The organism is Aquimarina sp. AWH4_224 (assembly GCF_056160245.1).
In genome coordinates this window covers 1-20,196 of sequence record NZ_JBSWWU010000021.1, presented here as the reverse complement: position 1 = coordinate 20,196, position 20,196 = coordinate 1, and the positions used below count along the sequence as shown (strand labels likewise).

Below are 20,196 nucleotides of genomic sequence, written 5' to 3'. Positions count from 1 at the left end.
ATCTACCTTGTCACTTGTAGGTCCTAACACTTTCTATCATCACTGAGGTTAAAATCAAAAGCCCACCAATAACAGTGGATAATACTGGAATTTCTTTTAAAAAAATCATACCAATAATGATTCCATACACCGGTTGTACACTACTGATGATACTCGCTGTAGTGATCGAGAATCGTTTAAAACTCCCCAAAAACAAGGTATGTCCGATTGCTGTAGTTAACAATGCCAACGTTAAGGTAGGTAACCATTGTTCTCTTATTCCTGAACTATCCATTAAGAAAAGGAAAGGAGACAACGCAATACTTACTACAACCAACTGATACCACATTAACATAGATCCATTATAACTCCCAACTTTGGTTTTCATAATCAGATTACGCAACGAATAGCACAAAGCAGACAACACCCCAAACAATACCGCTTTGGTGTATGAATTTTCAAAATTGAGATCGGGTACCAAAAAATAAATCCCTAACAAAACCAAAAGCGCTAACAGGAGATGTATTTTTTGAAATTTAGTTTTTAACAAAACAGGTTCCAAAAGCGCTGTAATCACTGGGTACGTAAAGATCGACAACATTCCTACTGCTACATTCGAGAGTTTAAGTGCATAGAAGTAGGTTACCCAATGCAATCCCATCAAAATACCGCTCAATATAATCGTTGGACGGTCTTTGCTAGAAGTACTGAGTGAGATTCCTTTCCATTTACAAAAAATAAAAAGTAAAATACCTGCGAGTATGGCTCTAAATCCAATAATTACCGGAACAGGCATATCAATATACCTGCCTAAAGCTCCAGATGTACTAATCAAAAGCATGGCAAGATTGAGCTCTAATATATTTTTGAAGTGTTGATTATTTTGTGACAAATCTTATAACTATCTTAGTAATGTAAAACTAGACTTAAATTCTTTAAGGACACCTTGCTCCGTATATAATACCTTAAACCAGTATTCACTAGATGGCAACTGACGACCCTGGGAGGTTCCATCCCAATTGCTTTGAGATCCAAGAGTTTTTAAAAGTCGGCCAAACCTATCAAAAATCAAAACCTGGTTAATGGTAACATTTCGCGTACTTTCTATATTCCATACATCATGAAAACCATCTCCATTAGGAGTAAAATATTCAGGATATCCAGATGTTACATTAATAATTGTTGATTCTTCCCCGCATCTTTCGATATCTCTTACCGTAATTGTATGTTCTCCAATAGTCACACCATTAAAAATGGAGGATGTTTGCCAATCACCATCATCAATTTGGAATTCATAATTTCCATTTCCTTCTACAAAAACTTCGACAGTAACATTATTAGAAAATGCTCCAGATATTGACTCTGCCCTAACTTCTTCAGGTGGATATGAATCTTCAACATTAATACTTTTGGAAATAGAACATCCATTAATTACATGAGTAACTTCTACACTATATTGGCCAGAGGCCTCAGGTATAAAAATAGCGTTGGTTTCCCCTGCTATTTCATTACCAGATATAGGTTGGTTTCCTAGATACCACTGAAAAGTATATTGAGCAGGATCAAGGTTTACCTCTATATCTTGGGGAAATATATTTATAAGGCTTCCATCAGCATTTAGACATCTAATATATCGTTCTTCTAAAATTATTGGTTCGACAGGAATACTTTCAATTGTAAATGAAGTTACTTTATAGCATGTTTGTGTCGATTCTGCAATCCTTAGCCAAATTGTTTGTACTGCTGAAGTGTTCATAAAATCACCCGGGTTAGTAATGGTATTGGTTGAACTTATCCCTGTGTAGTTTTCTGCATCTTCTTGAGTAAGGTGATACGAAACTTCATAAATTGCAGCATCTTGACCTCCTAATACTAAAGCAGTATTCGCAGTCAGGTCAAATAAAGAAATACCATCATTATCCAGATCACAAGAGTCAAGATCATCGGGTAGGCTCGTAATGACCGGTGGGATTGCAAATTCAATTTCTACGGAATCTGAAGATGAACAAAGACCGGAAACATCAATATCCACGCTGTACAATCCATCTTGAGTCACTTCAAGCCTTGCTCCTCCATCTAATATTGTGGTTCCATCTCCTGGTCCAACTGGAGTTCCGTCTTTGAACCAAAAATAGCTTGAACTACTCCCAACTGTTGCATTAAGTATTATAGGAGTACCCTCACATCCTGGATTACCATTGGCAATAGTTCTATCTTCACCTAGATCTCCGCCGATGTTAAAGCTTCCTGCTGCCAAAAAAACAGCAGAATCTAATCCCGGATCTAAATTATCGGCTATTACCATTTTTATGGTATATCGCTCATTGGGAATCACACTCCCTGAAGCTTTTAATACTTTTGTATATCCATTAAAATTGATTGGCGCATCTGTACCTGGGGTAATTACTCGACCAAAAAATTCTTGATTTCTGGGCGGACACTCGTTCTGGTCATCAACTGTATCTTCAAAGTCTCCATCGTTATTTAGGTCCACTCCGGCATTTACTGTGGTGACTTTAATGGCAGTTGGTGGATTTGTTCCGGGTACTACCGCCAAATTTCTAGAATTGCCGGAAGAATCTGTAAGAATAAAAGCAAAAACATCAGAAAAAATACAAGGAAATACGCCTACATATTCTTCTGAAGCAAACAGAAAATCGAAAGTTATAAAATCGATACTCGGAATAAAATCAAATTGAATAAAGGTAGCATTAAACAAAGGACTCGTATTAGTGATTCGACCCAAGTCATTATCTCCTCTCCAGGTTTCTCCCCCTTCACTTAAAGGGTCTATTCCGTTTGGTCCAATTGCACTTACCGCGTTACCTGTACTCAAAACAATACCCCTTTCAATTTGAAAGCCTGAACCGTTAGCTTCGAAGTAACCAATTCCGTTAACTCCTACCGAAGTTCCTGTGGATGATATTATATTTTCTACTCTTGCACAAGGACTATCAATCAAAACATCTTCAATAAGTTGTTGATCACTAAAAGAACTATCGTCAACCCTTATCTGTGCTGTTACAGAACCCAAAAAGGGTATGAAAAGAAAAGGTAATATTTTTACCAGCACATATCTGTATTTCATATTCTGTAGCTACAAATATTTTGATTCATTAGTTTATTTTAAGAGTTTATTTATTGATGCGGCTAAAATAACCTAATCCTTACTAATATCATTAATTATTGACTAACATATATCATATCTATACTATCACCGAACAAGACCTTTGGCTTTCTCTTTGATAATGTCGGCTACTGGTCTTCCTTCAATATTACTTTCTAACCAAGACAAAATATCCAAGTAGAGGAATGCTCTTTTTTCATATGGGTGATTCTCGTATTGCTTTAATCGTTTATGAAGCTTTCTGAATTCATCTTTGATTTGATGCGGATAAATATCTCCTAAATTTCGTAAAAACTTGATCATTTCTTTTTGGACCTCGTGCAAGTCATCCATTTTGATCAAGAAACGATATGTTTCTTTTAACTGGCTTTCCAAATGATAATCCATTCCTGCTTCATAATGTGCTACCAAGCTTAGAACTCTTGAGAAACACATTAAATCTTCTCTCATTTTTAAGGATCTGTTATTGATAATTTTGGCTAGGTATTCTATGCATTTTTTATGTTGCCCCATACCAAAATATAGACAGCCTATTTTGTAGTAAAACACCATGATGTGATGATCGTCTAACCTATTCTTAAAATTTTCTACTCCTTCCAGAATTTCCTTGACCAGGTACTCCCCTTCTTCAAAGGAGCCTTCTAAGAAATGAACATTAAGTTTGTTATTGTATATAAATTGAAACGACAGTACTTCAATATTGTCATCACTAGGAAAACTGTCTTTTGCTATGGCTTCTTCAAACTGGGTCAGCATAGACTTCAATTGTGTCTTATCTTTTATGAGATATAAAGATTCTAATAAATAATGATTTCCACGTAAGAAAAACACTGGATTTAATCCAATCATTTTGGGATGCTCATAAAACAAGTCCACCCATTTCTTGGAGTATTTATAGCAGGACAAAAAATCCTGAACAATAAAACTATACCAAAGATGTGCTTTATATAACCAAAGTTTTTCCCTAAAGCCCAACATACTCCATTCATACTTTGGTAATTTACCATGAAAATAATTGGTAATTACATTGTGCTCTTTATCATTACGGACATAACCACTTTTTAGCATCAATCCATACAACTGAAGAGAAAGATTAGATAATCGGCTGGTCAAGACATTTTTCATACTCAGCATCTTGGCCTCTACCGTTAACTCGTCTGCTCGGTTATTGATACTTCGGGTTATATATTGAGTTTCTATGATCTTTTCCAGCTCTACAATTTCATAAGCAATATTATGCTCCTCATTCTCTTTTGCCAATGCTTTGGCTTTATCAAGAATTTTCAAACTCTGTTTGTATAACCCCTTGTGATATAGTATCGAAGCAAAGTCCAGTTGTTCCCTAATTTGAGATCGTATGTTTTGATGAAGTGGACTTAATCTAAGGCTAATTAAAATCTGCTTATATAAATGTGCCTTGAGATTAGAAAGCTGTTGCTTTTTTACAATTCCTTTCTTCACAATCAAATCTTCATCAAGGGCATCACTTTTATCTAAATGATTAAATAAAGCCAAAAATTTTGAATCTGTATTGACTCCCAAACGCCCTACATACACTTTAAACTGTCGCTTTTCGGATTTGGAAAGTGACTTGATTAAAACAAACAAAGGATCTTTTTGATCATTAGTCATTGTAAGAAAATATATTGTAATTAATTGATTAAAAGAAAGTTAACTTTTTATTAAAACATTTTACCATTGTAAAACCGTAATCCAAATACTTCCCTTTTGAATTCCCAAAATATAAATTCGTAAGAGATTAAAGAAACATCTTTTAAGAATATTTTAAAATGATGTTGTTTTTAAAACAAAGCACATAATTTATAATTCGCGCAATTCTTATGAGTAATAACAAAGTACAAATTTTCGATACTACCCTTCGAGATGGAGAACAGGTCCCTGGATGTAAGTTAAATACAAAACAAAAACTTATCATTGCAGAACAACTCGATTTACTCGGTGTAGATATTATCGAAGCCGGATTTCCAGTGTCTAGCCCTGGAGACTTTACTTCAGTCAATGAGATTGCAAAAGTAGTAAAGAACGCTACTGTATGCGGTCTTACCAGAGCTGTAGAAAACGATATTAAAGTAGCGGCTGAAGCTCTTAAATACGCAAAAAGACCTAGAATTCACACAGGGATTGGAACTTCTGATTCTCATATTAAATATAAATTCAATTCTACACAGGATAAAGTAATAGAAAGAGGTGTTGCGGCAGTAAAATATGCCAAATCATTTGTTGAAGATGTAGAATTTTATGCAGAAGATGCTGGTCGCACCGACAATGAATTTTTAGCACGAGTTTGTGAAGCTATGATCAAAGCTGGTGCGACCGTTCTTAATATACCAGATACTACTGGTTATTGTTTGCCAGAAGAATACGGTGCCAAAATCAAATATCTAAAGGAAAATGTAAAAGGTATTGATAATGTGGTGATTTCTTGTCACTGCCATAATGACCTTGGGTTAGCTACTGCCAATTCGATTGCTGGAGCCATTAATGGAGCCAGACAAATCGAGTGTACTATTAATGGTATTGGAGAGCGTGCTGGGAATACTTCGTTAGAAGAAGTGGTTATGATCATGAAACAACACCCTTACCTGTCTTTAAACACCGATATCAACACAAAACTGTTGTATGAGAGCAGTCAAATGGTGTCTCATCATATGGGTATGGTAGTACAACCCAACAAAGCCATTGTTGGAGCCAATGCATTTGCACATAGTTCTGGAATTCATCAAGATGGTGTTATCAAAAACAGAGAGACTTACGAAATTATAGATCCAGCTGAAGTTGGGGTCACTGAATCAGCAATTGTTCTCACTGCTAGAAGTGGTAGAGCCGCTTTAGCGTATCGAGCTAAAAAAGTTGGATACGAATTAACGAAGCTTCAGCTGGATGATGTATATAAAGAGTTTTTAAACTTTGCTGATCACAAAAAAGAAGTATTGGATGATGACATCCATTTGATCATGAAAAATTCGAATATTGCTGCTGCTGCAGTTGTATAAAAAAATATTGATGAAAAAAACATTATTCGACAAAGTATGGGACGCCCATGTTGTCAAAGAAATTGAGAACGGACCTCAAATTTTATATATCGATAAACATCTAATTCATGAAGTTACCAGTCCGCAAGCATTTTCAGAACTTGAACAACGTGAAATCCCAGTTTTTAGACCTGATCAGATTGTAGCTACTGCAGATCATAATACACCAACAGTAGATCAACATCTACCCGTCAAAGATGAATTATCCAGAAATCAATTGGCACAACTTTCTAAAAATTGTGAGAAAAACAATATTACACTTTATGGCTTAGGACATAAGTATAATGGTATCGTACATGTTATGGCTCCTGAGCTTGGGATTACTCAACCGGGAATGACTATGGTATGCGGTGACAGCCACACCTCTACTCATGGTGCTTTTGGTACCATTGCTTTTGGTATAGGAACTAGCCAGGTAGCTCAAGTATTTGCTAGTCAGTGTTTGTTACTTCAAAAACCAAAAAGTTTACGAGTTAATGTAAATGGTACTTTAAAACCAGGTGTGCTTCCCAAAGATGTAATTTTATATGTCATTTCAAAATTAGGGACCAACGCAGGTACTGGATATTTTTGTGAATATGCAGGAAATGTCTTCGAAGAAATGTCCATGGAAGGTCGTATGACTGTTTGCAATATGAGCATAGAAATGGGAGCCCGCGGTGGGATGATCGCACCAGATCAAACTACATTTGATTATATCCAAGGAAAAGAGTTTGCGCCAAAAGGAGAAGAATTTGATAAAAAAGTAGCGTATTGGAAAACATTACCTACCGATGAAGGAGCTGTATTTGATAAAGAATATCATTTTGATGCTGCAGATATTGAGCCTATGGTGACTTACGGAACCAACCCAGGAATGGGAATCAAAATATCAGAAACTATCCCTGTACAAGACAGTGCTTCTTTCGAAAAATCATTAAATTATATGAATTTTGAAAAAGGCCAATCTCTATTGGATCAAAAAGTGAACTATGTATTTATAGGAAGCTGTACAAACAGTAGGATTGAAGATTTTAGAGTAGCTGCCAGTTATATCAAGGGAAAACAAAAAGCAGATAATGTAACTGCTTGGTTTGTTCCTGGATCTCAACAAGTGGCACAACAAATTGTGGATGAAGGGCTGAATGAAATTTTTGAGGATGCTGGTTTCAAACTTCGTCAACCTGGATGTTCTGCTTGCCTGGCTATGAATGATGATAAAATTCCGGAAGGAGAGTATTGTGTATCCACTTCAAACCGAAATTTTGAAGGAAGACAAGGACAAGGAGCCAGAACTATTTTGGCTAGTCCACTGGTAGCCGCAGCAACCGCGATTGAAGGAAAGATTATTGATATTACTAAACAATTGAATTAAGATGGATAAGTTTACCAAACTAACTTCAGCGGCTATCCCATTACCTATAGAAAATATAGATACGGATCAAATCATTCCTGCTCGTTTTTTGAAAGCTACTAGTCGTGATGGATTTGGAGAAAATCTATTTAGAGACTGGCGTTTTCATAAAGATGGTAGTGCCAATACAGATTTTGTACTTAACAACCCTACATACAAAGGTAGTATCCTGGTAGCAGGAGACAATTTTGGTTGTGGTTCTAGTAGAGAGCATGCCGCATGGGCTATTCATGATTATGGAATCAAGGTAGTAGTATCCAGTTTTTTTGCAGATATTTTTAAAGGAAATGCGTTAAATAACGGAGTATTACCCGTTCAGGTCACTCCAGAGTTTTTACAATCCTTATTGCAAGCCATTGAAAAAAATTCCGAAACTCAAATTGAAGTAGATCTTGAAGCACAAAAGATCACTGAACTCAATTCAGGGAATTCTGCAAATTTTGACATTAACAGTTACAAAAAAACATGCCTGATGAATGGGTATGATGATATTGACTTTTTAATAAGTAATAAATCCGAAATAGAAGCTTTTGAAGCTGCAAGAGTATAAATTTAAAGGAATAGTACACCTGTCCAAAAGACAAAACAACAGAAAAAGATGAAATTAGATATTGCTGTATTATCGGGAGATGGTATTGGACCAGAAGTAACAGCTCAAGCTATCAAAGCGCTTGAGGCGGTTGCACATAGTTTTGATCATACTTTTATATTCAAAGATGCTTTGGTGGGTGCCATAGCAATCGACAAAACCGGTAATCCCCTACCCGAGGAAACTTTACAACTATGTGTGGATACAGATGCCGTGCTTTTTGGAGCTATTGGAGATCCTAAGTATGACAACAATCCAAGTGCTCCTGTACGCCCAGAGCAAGGATTACTAAAGCTAAGAAAAGAACTAGGTCTGTATGCTAATATCAGGCCAGTAAAAGCATACGATACTTTAATCGATAAATCTCCCTTAAAACCTGAGATTATTACAGGTACCGATATTTCTATTTACAGAGAGTTAACCGGAGGAATTTATTTCGGAAAAAAAGAATTAAATGATGAAGGCACCATTGCCTCTGATTTGTGCGAATACTCAAAAGAAGAAATTGAGCGTATTGCTCACTTGGCTTTTAAAGCTGCTCAAAAAAGAAGAAATAAGTTAACCCTTGTTGACAAAGCTAATGTATTAGAATCGTCCAGGTTATGGAGAAAAGTAGTGACCGAGGTTGCCAAAACATATCCAGATGTAGCGCTAGACTTTTTGTTTGTTGATAATGCTGCTATGCAAATGATACTAAATCCAAGTCAGTTTGATGTTATCCTTACAGAAAACATGTTTGGAGATATCATTTCTGACGAAGCCAGTGTAATCGGTGGTTCTATCGGTTTGTTAGCCTCTGCATCTGTGGGAGATACCTGCTGTATGTTTGAGCCTATCCATGGATCATATCCGCAAGCTACAGGAAAAGGAATTGCAAATCCCATAGCTGCCATCTTATCAGCTGCTATGCTATTAGAACATTTTGATTTGCTGGGCGAAGCCAATGCTATACGAGATGCTGTAGAAAAAGCACTAGAGCTTAATCTGACCACACCTGATTTAAATAGGATTAATCCATTGACCACTGAAAAAGTAGGTGATTTTATAGCTGATTATATCCTGAATCCAGAAGATTCAAACATCAATTTTGAAAATATTCATGTAGGACAATCTACGATTATCTAGTTTTTAGATACTAATTTCTGTTTGTAAAGAAGCAACTACTTAAGGTAGTTGCTTTTTTTGTTTAATACCAATTCTAACGAATAATCCCAAAGTAGAAATTACTTATAAAGCACAGAATATCAAGCTTATAAAAAAACTTCAAAAAAACTAAAAATACTATAGTAACATTTTGATTACTAAAGACACTATCTATTAGATCCCTGTTTTAAAAACAAATCTCATTCAGCAACATCCAATCACAAATCAATGAAAAAAATATCATTCGCGGTCTTCATATTGTTTACGACCATTACTTCTGCTCAAAACACCTATCCAACAACTGGAAACGTTACTATAGGTTCTAATTTTGGAGCAAGTATATCCGGCACAACGGGGGGAAATGCTGTATTCGGCACAAATTTGGCATTACAGCAAGGAGGAACCAATCATAATAAATTATATACTCCTTTTTATCATTCAAATAATTATGGATATGCAGGAGTAAGAGCAAGTTGGAGCAGAATTTTATTTTATACTGAAAAAACAAATACTACAGCGGACCAAATTATAAACCCTAGTCCAAGAATGATCATTAATGAATTAGGGAATGTGGGTATTGGAACAGAAAACCCAAAACAAAAATTAGAACTAAAAGGTAAAATTTTTTTAAATTCTGGACCCGATGATGATGGAATTTACTGGGCAAGACATAATATGACAATGGGAACTATCCCGGGTAGTTATAATCACAATAATTTTAAACTAAAACCTGGGGGTGCTTCTCAAGGTGTATTACAATCAGTTTTTCAAATGTACACCGCTAATTCAGAAAGTAGTCATACCGAAAAAATAAGGCTACATTCCTCAGGAAATTCTTTTCTTAATGGAGGAAACATTGGTATAGGAACTACTAATCCAGTGTCAAAACTACAGGTACATGGAGACTTTTATTTATACAGTAACGATGCATATGATTCTGGATGGGGCAAAACCAATTTTTACTGGAGACGTCATTCGTTGATCATGGGTACACCTGTTGGAGCTTATGCTCACAATAAAATTGAAATGAAACCAGGAGGTTCTTCACGTGGAGAATTAATATCCACATTAGAGTTATATCAGGCATTGGGAGAAAACAATCATGAAGAGAGAGTAAGAATAACTTCGAGCAAAACACATCCTACGTATTTTAATGCCGGAAATGTAGGTATTGGAACCAATACTCCGGATGCCAAACTTACCGTAAAAGGAAAAATCCACACCCAAGAGGTAAAAGTTGACTTGGCTGGAGCAGTAGCTCCAGATTATGTATTCTTGGACGATTATAATCTTAAAACCTTGGATGAAGTCTCTCAACATATCCAAGAAAAAGGACACTTACCTAATATTCCTTCTGCAAAGCAAATGGAAAAAGAAGGAGTAAATCTTAAGGAAATGAATTTAAAATTGCTGGAGAAGATTGAAGAGCTTACCCTCTACACTATTGCTCAAGAAAAACGAATCCAAGCCCTTGAGAAAAAATTAGAAAACCAATAGAACATTTGATCACATTCAATCACACAAATCAATGAAAAAATATCTGACACTCCTCGGATTTTTAGTATCCGTTGTTACCTTTTCACAACAACAATATTCCGAACAAGAACCCACTGCCAATATGGAAGGTGGGATTTACTACCAAACCGGACCTGGAAGTAACAACTCTGTTTTGAACTGGGAGTATCCTTATGGCACAAAACTTACCGTAAGCGGTTCTGCGTGCTGTAGAAACTTTGAATTGCTCTCTACCACATATCCGTACGGAGAATTTAAACTAAGACAATGGGATCCCAATGGTAATCAATGGACACAATGGAGATCCATTTTAATGGAAAATAAGGACGGTAGAATTGGAATAGGCACTACTAGTCCTTTAGAAAAACTACACCTAAAAGGTACTTTTGCTATCAATGATGGTGGAGCAGGTTTACCATTCAAACTTTGGGCGGGAAGTGTTGGAGAAACCAACCACATGAGAATTGGAACCGACTTTGGTCATTATGGGGATGCTGCATTAGAAATCTATCAAAATTATGCTGGAGGTGACCAGCGAAATCCTGGCAAGGTAATCGTAAATGGTAAATTAGGTATAGGAACTAACAATCCTTCAAAAAAACTAGATGTAAACGGTAACATTGGTGCTCAAGAATTTATTGCGGTTCAAAAAGGTGGAAGTTATTTACTCGCATTAAATGGCCAAGAACATGGATATATTGCTGGACGTAACTCTAGTTTTGAACACAAGTTTTATATAACTTCAAATGGGACTAGTTACTTCAATGGAGGAAACTTAGGTATTGGTACTTCAACCCCCGACTCTAAACTCACCGTCAAAGGGAATATCCATACACAAGAAGTAAAAGTAGATTTAGCAGGAGCAGTAGCACCCGATTATGTCTTCTTAGACGATTATGATCTCAAAACACTGGATGAAGTCTCTCAACATATCCAAGAAAAAGGGCACTTACCCAATATTCCTTCAGCCAAAGAAATGGAAAAAGAAGGTGTCAATCTCAAAGAAATGAATTTAAAATTGCTAGAAAAGATTGAGGAGCTTACCCTCTACACCATTGCTCAGGAAGAAAAAATAAAGGAACATGAAGAGCAAAACGACGATCTAAGAACTGAATTAAAATCAGAAAAACAAAGAATCAATTTATTAGAAGAAAAAATCGATCACATCCTAAACCAATTACAAAACTAATATGAAAAAAGCACTATATCTAGCAATATTTCTAGCCTCGGTCCTGATACATGGACAAACTGAAATTAAAAAAACTGTGGTAGTCGATGGCCCAGGATGGAAACGTGTAGCTCGACTTGATGGAGCATACGGAAGAGGTTATAACGAGATCACTATACACACCGAAGGTGGTGCCACATCTCCCAGAGTAAGCAAAATTTCATGGATGAAAGGCTGGTCGGCCTATGGGGGGCTGAACATTTCGTCAGTAAGTGATGCAGATCATTGGTCTGATGCAAGAATCACCTACGATGATACAAAAGCCTATTTAGAAATTAATTTTAAAGTAGCCATTGCTGGGCTAAAGGTATATCTCAATCAATCTGCTTGGACAGGTGGGGATATATTTGACGGGACTTTACCTAATGGAGGAGGCTCAGTATTACTTAGTGCTCAATTTGGAAGATTAAACTATGGTGAAAACGATTTATTACTACTACATAATGGAAATTTGGGATTAGGAGCACCAAATCCTGCTGCCAGGTTAGATATCCTTTCTACAACTGGTCAAACTGAAAGTTTAACTCGCTATAGAATAGCCGATGCTCCCAATGATTATTTGCAAATTGCAAATTCTACTGGCTCACCTAATCAGTTTATCCCAGTTATTAAAGGACATCATCAGTCCGACAACAGATACTCGATTCAATTTATGGGTACCACTTCTGAAGGGAATGATGTTGGTGGGAATGCTGTAGTAAATTTTGATGCCCGTAGGACCAATGGCCCGATCGCAAATCGTCCTTTATTCTTATGGACCAGCTATACCACAAAAATGATGACCATGACAGCCAATGGAGATTTAGGAATTGGAACTACTACTCCTGATGCTAAACTTACAGTAAAAGGGAAAATACATACTCAAGAAGTAAAAGTAGACTTGGCAGGAGCTGTAGCTCCAGATTATGTATTCTTAGAAGAATATAAGCTAAAAACACTAGATGAAGTCTCTCAACATATCCGGGAAAATGGTCACTTACCAAATATACCTTCTGCTAAGCAAATGGAAAAAGAAGGTGTGAATCTTAAGGAAATGAATTTGAAATTGCTGGAAAAGATTGAAGAGCTTACCCTCTACACCATAGAGCAGGACAAAAAACTAAAAGAACAAAAAATAATTAATGAGCACTTATTGAATTCAAACAATGAATTAGAAAAGCGCTTGACCAAATTAGAACAGTTAATCATAAAAAAATAATTGAAACAAAAAAGAGTACGAAATGAATAAACTAGCCTTACCCATAGCCATCTTGGCATTAATAGCCGCTGTTGGATCTTTTTTCTATCTGCAATCTTCATCAGAATTGGTTTATGTAGATGTAAACAAGTTATTGGATGGATACAAAAGAACCAAAATTGTTAAATCAGAATTTGACGAAAAAGCAAAAACAATGAAAGCTAATGTAGATAGCTTGATTACAGGGTGGCAGGATGAATTAAAAACCTACGAAAAAGAACGTAGTTCAATGAGTAAAAAGGAGATAGAACTGAAACAGGAATTATTGGCAAATAAGCAACAACAAATCAATAATTATCAACAAGCAGTACAAAAACAATTGATGGAGGAAGATAAAAAAGTAACTCAAACTGTAATCAATGACATCAATGACTTTGTTAAAGAATATGGAAAGACCAAGGGATACAAAGTGATCTTTGGAGCTACTGGAAATGGTACAATAATGTATGGTGAAACATCTGCTGATCTAACAGAGGATGTATTGAAAGAGTTGAACGCAGAATTTGAAGGAAAGTAATGTTCAAAGTAAAAGTTTTTATTGTAATACTCACGTTATTTTTTATTGCTTGTAATAAAAAGTCTTTTGAATCATCAGAAGAACTATTAGAATACCTTCAACAACCCGAAAATGGTTATTTATATACCAAAACGATAAATGATGTTGATTTTTCAATTCTATACAAACCAACTGATTTACTAGTTGATCAAACTTTATCCCAAGTAGTTACAAAATCCAAGGTAGACAGTTTACGTACGAAATACAATGAATATCTGTATTTCTCATTATCGATGTCCAAAAACAATCAGGAGTTATTGAGCAATGTAGTGGGTAATAAACAACGATTTGGTGCTATGGTCAATGAATTAGCTTTTGGAATGGAACAGAAAGTACATTTATATACAAAACAGAAGGATACTATCGCCATGGCCGATTATATCTATCCAAGAGTATACGGTATGAGTGGGGCCACAACAATTCTATTTGTTTATCCAAGAGATGAAAGGTTAACAAATACAGAAGTAATGACACTTACTATTGAAGATCTAGGATTTTATACCGGTGAAGTGAAATTTAAAATTCCAACAAAAATTATCAATAATGAACCGGGAATTAAATTCTAGTTTTTTAATTCCCTTTTATTCAGTTGTAGGAAACTGTATATAAAAATTAATAATAAATCTAAGAGTCGACCACCAAAGAGTAAGTACAAAACCAAAATCAGCTACTCCGGGTGTAATATTAAAACAAAAGTAGTTTTATGAAAACCAAAAACGAATCCAACTCGATTTACAAATGTTTGATGATAAGCTTGATAAGTTTATTTATTTTAACATCTAACAGCACTTACGCCCAAGGGCCAAATGCCCCAGAAGCAGGTGCTTTTGAACCAGTAGATGCCACTGATATGGTAAGTTTACTTACTGGAGACTTTACTTATGTCTTACCTCTTCTTACGGTTCCAAGTCCAGAAGGAGGATATCCATTGGCATTGTCCTACCATGCTGGAATTGCTATGGATCAAGAAGCATCATGGGTTGGATTAGGTTGGTCTGTGAATCCAGGAGCCATTAATCGTGGAGTTAATGGATATCCAGATGACTGGAAAAATGGAATGCTACAAGAAAGTTTTTATGACGTTGGAGGGTCTGATGTTTCAACATCTGTTGGTGTTTCTTATACTTCTATTGCTGGTGCTTGGAGTGTTGGAGTCGGTATTTCTCATAATTCGAACAAAGGTTTTGGTGGGTACGTAAGTGCTGGTTACGGAATTCCAGGAACACCACTATTTGCAGGTGCTACGGTTGGAGTAAGTCCTGGAGGTCAGTTTTATGGTTCTGGTAGCATTGGGTATACCTCTCCCGCAGGAGGCTCAATAGGTCTAAACATTGGAAGCCAAGGAATTGGAATTAACGGGGGTTACAACTGGGGAGAAGGTGAAGATGGTAACTTCAACAGTGGCTTTAATATAGGACTAAACATGAGTTATGAAGGAGAATCTTCGTTGTCGATTTCTTATGCAGAAGGAGAAAAAGGAAAGAAAAATAGTATCGGATTATCATTATCATCAAGAGGACTTTCTGTTTCTGGAGGTGTTGGGGGAGTTGGAATGGGTACGCAAATATCTTTTGCCAACTCAATTTCAATGAATGATTATAATGTTGACACAGATTCTGATTTCTTTGCTTTAGCCATTCCTACACCGATAGGTTCTTTTAACCTAGGATATAGCAAACAAAAGGTAAAATGGTATTTAAATTCACACAAAACCAGTAATGTAAGCGGTGCTTTATACCTTGGAGACGCCATCAAATATGAATGTGAAGTAAAATCAAGATTCAACACTTATGTTGGACAAGGGACCGTATATACATCTGTTGTGTATGTAGATTCTCCTTCAGATTGTAATTGTAATGCATTGTCTAATAATCCAGTTAGCAATTTATTCACTTGCGTTAGCGCTACGTTAATATCATCAGATCCAACCAACGGAGGAAAATACTTTATGGACGTTAATGAAGTCGGAATTACTAGTGGAGCACGTGAATTAAACAAAAACAATGCGATGTTTCCTGCATTTGATTCATTCAACGTATCTGCACAGGGATTATCTGGATCTATGACTCCAAGAGTATCCCGAACAGGGGCTCTTTTGGGCTTACACAGGACATTTGCAAATTCAACAACTTTTGAATCGAACTACAATTTATCCAGATATTCTGGATTTCAAAACGGAGCAGGAGGATCTACAGATGTATATTTCTATTTCAACAATCAATATTCTTCTTCTTTACAAATAAACAAAGCTAGTTTCAATACTAATACCAATAGCAGTAATATCTACGATTATTATAATTCTGGTTCAGGAACTACTTGGAGTCCAAGAAAAAAAGATGGACGCTTTGTTCAGTATTACACTTTACAAGACATGGAAGATGGAACCGCAGAAAATGACGGGCTACTAATGCCAATAGGTTTCGAACCGGCTAATGCTCCAGATGGTGTTCCAATTCCAGAAAATTTAGCCTCTTTCTTAGGCAATGGTATAAAAACTAGTATTGGAGGATTTAAAATAGTTGCTCCAGATGGAAAAACTTACCATTACTCACTCCCAGTATATAACCTAAAAACAAGCACGAGAACTTTTGGTGTTATCCAAAACAAACCAGAGAGAGAATCCTATTTTGAAACTAATCAAGGGGCCTATGCAACGCATTGGCTATTAACGGCGATAACTGGGCCTGATTATTATAATGTTGCCTCAAATACCAGAAATTACCCAGACGAAGGAGATTATGGATATTGGGTTCGTTTCGACTATGGAAAATGGACTAATAATTCTGTATGGAAATCTCCATATGCTGAGGAATATGATGTTTCAGAAGATAACCCTAACATCAAAACGAAAACATATGGAAAAAAACAACTGTATTATCTGGATAGAATCAAAACTAGAACACATACAGCTGTATTTGTTAAAAACATACGATTTGACAATGTAAGTCCAGAATGGAAAAGACGCAACTTCCAAGCTCCGGGCGTCCAGCCAACCTCGTCATATTTTGATGAAGTTAGATACACTATACCCAAACAAAGACCTTTACGATTAGAAAAAATAATCTTGGTAAAAAACGAAGATGATCTTGTAAACAAAGCTCACGGTAGTTCATTGGCAAATACTGGTACCCTTTTCCCTCCGATTAGCGGTGATCCAATTCCAGATTACAACATTCAAGATAATGTTATAGACGTAAAGGATAATATAGCTGGGACTTTGGCCAAAGCAGTAAAAGTTATTGATTTTGGTTCTCATTATTCTTATAGTCTGGTAACGAATTCTCCAAATACTTCAAGCGGAAGATTGACTTTGAATGGAATATCTTTTCAAGGCAAAGGAGGAACTCAACTAGTTCCCCCTTATAAATTTGAATATTTAAACAATCGCAGCTTTAACTATGACATGAAAGATCTATGGGGATATTATGAAAATAATCCTGCTGTATGGTCTATGAACAAAATAACTACTCCAACCGGAGGTAGCATCAATATTAATTATGAGTCCGATGATTATGACATTGCAGTAGCGGAAACAGGTAGAGTTTTCAACAAACATTTAAAGTTTACCTTTTTTGCAAACCAACTTCCTCCTGTTAATGGTTCTTCTGGAAGAGCACAAATCAAAGTAGAAGTAGACGATCAAGATTCGGCAACAGAAAACTTCTTGTTATCTGATTATTTTGTGGCGAATCGAAAAGTTCATTTTGACCTATGGTACTCTGCCGCAAGATTACAAGGTTCATATCCTGCTCCTTTTACAGCTTGGTCCTCTATAGATATTTTACCTCAGGAAGCCAATATCATATCTATCAATCAAGCAGAAAACTCTATGATTGTTGAAGTTAATGCAAGTTACAAAGCATATGCTCCAAGTGTTTCACCTGCATTAGAGGTTGATCCGGTTTCTGTGGTTACTTCCACAAATGGTAATTGGCAAAATCAGAAAAAGCCTAGACCTTTGGTAGCTTCATTAAATTCATATTCTTTAATACATTCTATCATTTCTAACAAAACACCAGACGGTAAAAACGGAGGTGGATTAAGAGTAAAAGAGTTGAGTATTACCGATGGAACCAAAACCTACAAAACCAGATATTCATATAATAAACCTAATTCTAATCAAAATCAGTCTGATTCAAACTATGTTTCTTCTGGAGTGATTAGTTATTTACCATTCCCGGATAATTCTGATCAACCTATTGCGTATGGGTCTCAATTACCGGCTCCAACTCCAATGTATGAATATGTTACTGTAAATACTGGTTTTGATACAAATACGAATTCCTATTCAAATAGATCCGTATTTAAATTTAAAGTTTTAGATGAAAAGGATCCTAACAGCATTAAATTTGGAGAACTGTTTGAGATTTCAGAGCAAACTGTTCTAAATCAGTACAACAGTAATCAGAGTAAAAATGTAAATATCAAAAACTATGAATTAACCAATAATTTTGCTTGTTTAGGACAAATTCTGGAAATAGAACAGTTCAATGGTAAAAACCAACTTATTTCTAAAACTATTAATAATTATGCTTCTAATGGTGAAATTACACAAGGAGTAATTCAAGAGTCTTTCCAATCTTATAAAGAAGTAAATTATAAGAGTCCTGACGTAACGGATGAATGGTTGATCAATACTTCGACCAGAACAATTTATCCTTCTGTATTAAAAAGCACCACTACTATTATCGGAGGCCATAGTTCTACCACTAATTTTGACAAACATGATAACATTTCAGGTCAATTGTTAGAAACTACAACGGTAGACAGCCACGGAAACAGATTTAGGACCAAAACAATACCTGCCTACACTATTCCAGAATATTCTACTGGATTGTATAACATGGGTGCGGTAGTGAATGGAGCAACAAACAAAAACATGCTTACGCAAACAGCTGCTAATTTCACCTATCTTGATGTAAACGGTAACTGGAAACCTATATCAGCTACGATCAATACCTGGTCTAATCAGTGGAAAAATTTCTACATCTTGAATAACACCTATTCAGAACTCTTACCAAACCAAAAGGCTAGAATGTGGCGTAAACATAAAACTTATGTTTGGGATGGAGATATTAATCCCGATGGATCTTATCAAGGATTTAATGGTAACTATGATAATTTTAACTGGGAAATTGATGGTAATCAAACGAATTCTAAATGGATAAATACTTCTACTATAACAAGGTATGACAACTTTTCTATGCCTTTGGAAGTAAAAGATATCAACGATAGTTATGTTGCCACCAAAATGTGCGATCATAATACTAAAGTTTTAGCAGTAGGGAATTCACGTCTTACCGAAATGTTTGCTTCTGGCTCTGAGTATTATGTTACTTATAATACTGGGGTAAATGGGCTGTATGAGGGATCTGTACTGACTAATGCACAACAATCTACAGAAATGTTCCATACGGGTAAATACTCTTCTAAAACCCTTGCCGGCAAAGAAGGATTTAAAGTAGAATTATATGGCCCCCATAACTCAGAGAAATATAAAATTTCTGTATGGGCCAATAAAGCAAATTATACCAATGCTAAAGTCAATATTGGGGGTGGTAATATCTCATTTAACGGTGAAATTGTAACAGCTGGGAACTGGGTTCAATTGAATCATTATTTTGATGTTCCTGCCCAAGGAATAACCGTTTATGTTACATCAGCATCAGGAACCATCTATTTTGATGATTTTAGAATGCATCCAACTAATTCGAACCTTACAAGTTATGTGTATAATGACTGGGATGAATTAACACATATCATTGGAACTAATAATTTAGCAACACGATATGAATATGATCAAACAGGAAAATTAATACGAACTTTTGAAGAAATAATTGATGCTTCTCCATCTGTTACTGGTGGGTTTAAACTAATAAAGGAAATTGATTACAACTATAAAGGAGTAGCTGTTTCAGATTCAAATGGTGATGGAATTGTCGACCCAATAGGAGATAACACTCCTCAATTATATCTTAGTTTAGGTGTAGCAAATCACAATGTCACTACGACGACACTAACCGCATATACCAATGGTGGTAGTGGAGATTATGAATATCGTTGGGCAATCAGTAGCAGCTCTTCTAATCTAAACTATGGTTCATGGGGAACTTCGAATACCAGAAGCCTCACTACTTATTGTGATCCGTTAACTGGACGAAGATATTACAAGTGCCAAGTAAGAGATAAAGTTACTGGTCAAACTACAGAACGGTCAGGTAGCCATCAAAGAGGAAATTGTAACGGTGGCGGCGGTCCCATTGAAATACTAGATCAACAAAGATAATCCTATCAAAAGCTTAAAAAATGAAGAACATTCAAACATATACCTATTATCTGTTTTTTGCTTTACTTTTTATTGGTAAGGTTATATATG

At 35.9% G+C, this 20,196-nt stretch carries 13 protein-coding genes; 10 read left to right on the top strand and 3 right to left on the bottom strand.

Annotated elements, in window-relative coordinates; all coding sequences use genetic code 11:
- Positions 1-10: 10 nt before the first annotated feature.
- The 3 genes from ACXAGJ_RS23745 to ACXAGJ_RS23735 form a co-directional block, all read right to left on the bottom strand.
- Entirely contained in the window at positions 11-871 is an 861-nt protein-coding gene (locus ACXAGJ_RS23745; RefSeq protein ID WP_474843545.1) for a DMT family transporter, read from the bottom strand.
- Positions 872-880: 9 nt separating this feature from the next.
- Positions 881-3,067 carry a choice-of-anchor L domain-containing protein gene (locus ACXAGJ_RS23740; RefSeq protein ID WP_474843544.1) on the bottom strand — a complete coding sequence of 729 codons (2,187 nt, stop codon included), beginning with the start codon at positions 3,065-3,067 and terminating at the stop codon, positions 881-883.
- 126 nt (positions 3,068-3,193) lie between these two features.
- Entirely contained in the window at positions 3,194-4,738 is a 1,545-nt protein-coding gene (locus ACXAGJ_RS23735) for a hypothetical protein (protein ID WP_474843542.1), read from the bottom strand.
- A gap of 209 nt (positions 4,739-4,947) precedes the next feature.
- Between ACXAGJ_RS23735 and ACXAGJ_RS23730 the strand changes: the two genes are divergently transcribed.
- The 10 genes from ACXAGJ_RS23730 (at position 4,948) to ACXAGJ_RS23685 (ending at position 20,106) form a co-directional block, all read left to right on the top strand.
- Complete coding sequence (locus ACXAGJ_RS23730) at positions 4,948-6,120, top strand: 2-isopropylmalate synthase (RefSeq protein ID WP_474843540.1); 1,173 nt, start codon at positions 4,948-4,950, stop codon at positions 6,118-6,120.
- Positions 6,121-6,130: 10 nt separating this feature from the next.
- Entirely contained in the window at positions 6,131-7,513 is a 1,383-nt protein-coding gene (gene leuC / locus ACXAGJ_RS23725) for a 3-isopropylmalate dehydratase large subunit (RefSeq protein WP_474843538.1), read from the top strand.
- A 1-nt stretch (position 7,514) separates the two neighbouring features.
- The gene (leuD, locus tag ACXAGJ_RS23720) at positions 7,515-8,102 is read left to right on the top strand and encodes a 3-isopropylmalate dehydratase small subunit (protein WP_474843536.1); all 588 of its coding nucleotides are present in this window, start codon (positions 7,515-7,517) and stop codon (positions 8,100-8,102) included.
- Between the two features lie 48 nt (positions 8,103-8,150).
- The gene (leuB, locus tag ACXAGJ_RS23715) at positions 8,151-9,266 is read left to right on the top strand and encodes a 3-isopropylmalate dehydrogenase (protein ID WP_474843534.1); all 1,116 of its coding nucleotides are present in this window, start codon (positions 8,151-8,153) and stop codon (positions 9,264-9,266) included.
- Positions 9,267-9,512: 246 nt separating this feature from the next.
- Positions 9,513-10,781, top strand: a complete 1,269-nt coding sequence (locus ACXAGJ_RS23710; protein ID WP_474843533.1) for a hypothetical protein — start codon at positions 9,513-9,515, stop codon at positions 10,779-10,781.
- A 31-nt stretch (positions 10,782-10,812) separates the two neighbouring features.
- Entirely contained in the window at positions 10,813-11,988 is a 1,176-nt protein-coding gene (locus ACXAGJ_RS23705; protein WP_474843531.1) for a hypothetical protein, read from the top strand.
- A gap of 1 nt (position 11,989) precedes the next feature.
- Positions 11,990-13,225 (top strand): hypothetical protein, encoded by a 1,236-nt coding sequence (locus ACXAGJ_RS23700; RefSeq protein WP_474843529.1) that lies wholly within the window; start codon positions 11,990-11,992, stop codon positions 13,223-13,225.
- Positions 13,226-13,247: 22 nt separating this feature from the next.
- Positions 13,248-13,781: an OmpH/Skp family outer membrane protein gene (locus ACXAGJ_RS23695; protein ID WP_474843527.1), complete on the top strand. Its 534-nt coding sequence runs from the start codon at positions 13,248-13,250 to the stop codon at positions 13,779-13,781.
- Positions 13,781-14,386: a hypothetical protein gene (locus ACXAGJ_RS23690; RefSeq protein WP_474843525.1), complete on the top strand. Its 606-nt coding sequence runs from the start codon at positions 13,781-13,783 to the stop codon at positions 14,384-14,386. Before ACXAGJ_RS23695 ends, ACXAGJ_RS23690 begins: the two co-directional genes overlap by 1 nt.
- Positions 14,387-14,523: 137 nt before the next feature.
- Entirely contained in the window at positions 14,524-20,106 is a 5,583-nt protein-coding gene (locus ACXAGJ_RS23685) for a hypothetical protein (protein WP_474843523.1), read from the top strand.
- The last annotated feature ends 90 nt before the right edge of the window (positions 20,107-20,196 follow it).

Coding starts and splice junctions, on each gene's coding strand:
- ACXAGJ_RS23695 (WP_474843527.1), top strand. CDS start 13,248: ATGAATAAACTAGCCTTACCCATAGCCATCTTGGCATTAATAGCCGCT.
- leuB (WP_474843534.1), top strand. CDS start 8,151: ATGAAATTAGATATTGCTGTATTATCGGGAGATGGTATTGGACCAGAA.
- leuD (WP_474843536.1), top strand. CDS start 7,515: ATGGATAAGTTTACCAAACTAACTTCAGCGGCTATCCCATTACCTATA.
- ACXAGJ_RS23735 (WP_474843542.1), bottom strand. CDS start 4,738: ATGACTAATGATCAAAAAGATCCTTTGTTTGTTTTAATCAAGTCACTT.
- ACXAGJ_RS23710 (WP_474843533.1), top strand. CDS start 9,513: ATGAAAAAAATATCATTCGCGGTCTTCATATTGTTTACGACCATTACT.
- ACXAGJ_RS23685 (WP_474843523.1), top strand. CDS start 14,524: ATGAAAACCAAAAACGAATCCAACTCGATTTACAAATGTTTGATGATA.
- ACXAGJ_RS23700 (WP_474843529.1), top strand. CDS start 11,990: ATGAAAAAAGCACTATATCTAGCAATATTTCTAGCCTCGGTCCTGATA.
- ACXAGJ_RS23690 (WP_474843525.1), top strand. CDS start 13,781: ATGTTCAAAGTAAAAGTTTTTATTGTAATACTCACGTTATTTTTTATT.
- leuC (WP_474843538.1), top strand. CDS start 6,131: ATGAAAAAAACATTATTCGACAAAGTATGGGACGCCCATGTTGTCAAA.
- ACXAGJ_RS23730 (WP_474843540.1), top strand. CDS start 4,948: ATGAGTAATAACAAAGTACAAATTTTCGATACTACCCTTCGAGATGGA.
- ACXAGJ_RS23705 (WP_474843531.1), top strand. CDS start 10,813: ATGAAAAAATATCTGACACTCCTCGGATTTTTAGTATCCGTTGTTACC.
- ACXAGJ_RS23740 (WP_474843544.1), bottom strand. CDS start 3,067: ATGAAATACAGATATGTGCTGGTAAAAATATTACCTTTTCTTTTCATA.